The 1,342-nt window shown below is 65.1% G+C and carries 1 protein-coding gene; it reads right to left on the minus strand.

Annotated elements, in window-relative coordinates; translation table 11 throughout:
- Positions 1–2: 2 nt before the first annotated feature.
- A complete protein-coding gene (locus tag ACIA73_RS41950) occupies positions 3–1,232 on the minus strand; it encodes an IS256 family transposase (protein WP_399444284.1) in 1,230 nt (409 codons plus the stop codon).
- Between the last annotated feature and the right edge of the window lie 110 nt (positions 1,233–1,342).

Consider the following 1,342-nt stretch of genomic DNA (forward strand, 5'->3'; position numbering starts at 1 on the left):
GGTCATGTCCCTTGTAGTGGTGTAGCCGGGTCGATCGGTTCTTTGTCCTGGGGATAGACCTTGTCCATGCTGTCCACGGGAAGGTAGCGGCGGGCGAAGGCGATCCACTCGTCGTGCATCTCGATGAGGACGGCGGTGGTGAGTCGTTCGAGGGCAGCAGGGTTGGGGAAGATCTGGACGACGTCGTTGCGGCGTTTGATCTCGCGGTTGATTCGTTCCAGGGGATTGGTCGACTGGATCTTCTTCCAATGCCGGTCGGGGAAGTCCGCGAACGCGGTCAAATCCTCCTTGGCTTCCAACAGCATGACTTTGACCTTGGGGAACTGTCGTCCGAGCATGTCGGCGACGGTGTCGAGCTGGGTGCGCACGAGGTCCGCGGTGGGCTGGGCGAAGATCGTGCGGATCGTCGCGGCCACCATCTCGCCCGAGTCCTTGGGGATCACCGCGAAGACGTTGCGCAGGAAGTGAACGCGGCAGCGTTGATAGCCGGCGCCGAGCATGACCCTGCGCACGGCCTTGACCAGGCCGCTGTGGTGGTCGGCGATGACCAGGCGGACCCCGTTCAGGCCGCGCTCGCGCAGGGAACGCAGGAACTCCGACCAGAACACTTCGGTCTCACTGTCGCCGACCATGAGCCCGAGGACCTCGCGTCCGCCGTCCTCGGTGATGCCGGTGGCGATGACCACGGCCTGGGAGACGATCTGATGGTTGACGCGGGCCTTGCAGTACGTCGCGTCGAGGTAGACGTAGGGGAAGCGGGTGTGGTCCAGCGGCCGGGCGCGGAACACGCTCAGCTCGGCGTCCAGTGCGCCGCAGATCCGGGAGACCTCGGACTTGGAGATTCCGGTGTCCCCGCCCAGGGCCTTGACCAGGTCATCCACGCTGCGGGTGGACACTCCGTGCACGTAGGCCTCCATGATCACGGCGTAGAGGGCCTGATCGATACGGCGTCGGCGTTCCAGCAGGCTGGGGAAGAAGCTGCCGGTGCGGACCTTGGGGATCGCCAGGTCCAGGTCCCCGGCCTGCGTGGTCAGCAGCTTCTCCCGGTGGCCGTTGCGCCAGGCCGTGCGCGCCTCGGTGTGTTCACCGTGCTCGGCGCCGATGTGGGCGGTGGCCTCGGCCTCGATGAGTTCCTGCAGGATCCGTTGGGCCAGGACCCTGACTAACTCGATTCCGTCCGCCGTACGCAGTGACTCCATGAGGCGGAGTAGGTCATGCTGGGACAAGGCCATCGTGTCACCTCTCTCAACGAGCTTCTCTACTCGGAGAGTTGCGCGATGGCCGCCTCATGACCAGGGGCTATGCACTGATCGCTGCTACACCACTCGGCGGGACACCATCC

The sequence above is a fragment of the Streptomyces sp. NPDC051561 genome (assembly GCF_044454195.1).
GTDB lineage: Bacteria > Actinomycetota > Actinomycetes > Streptomycetales > Streptomycetaceae > Streptomyces.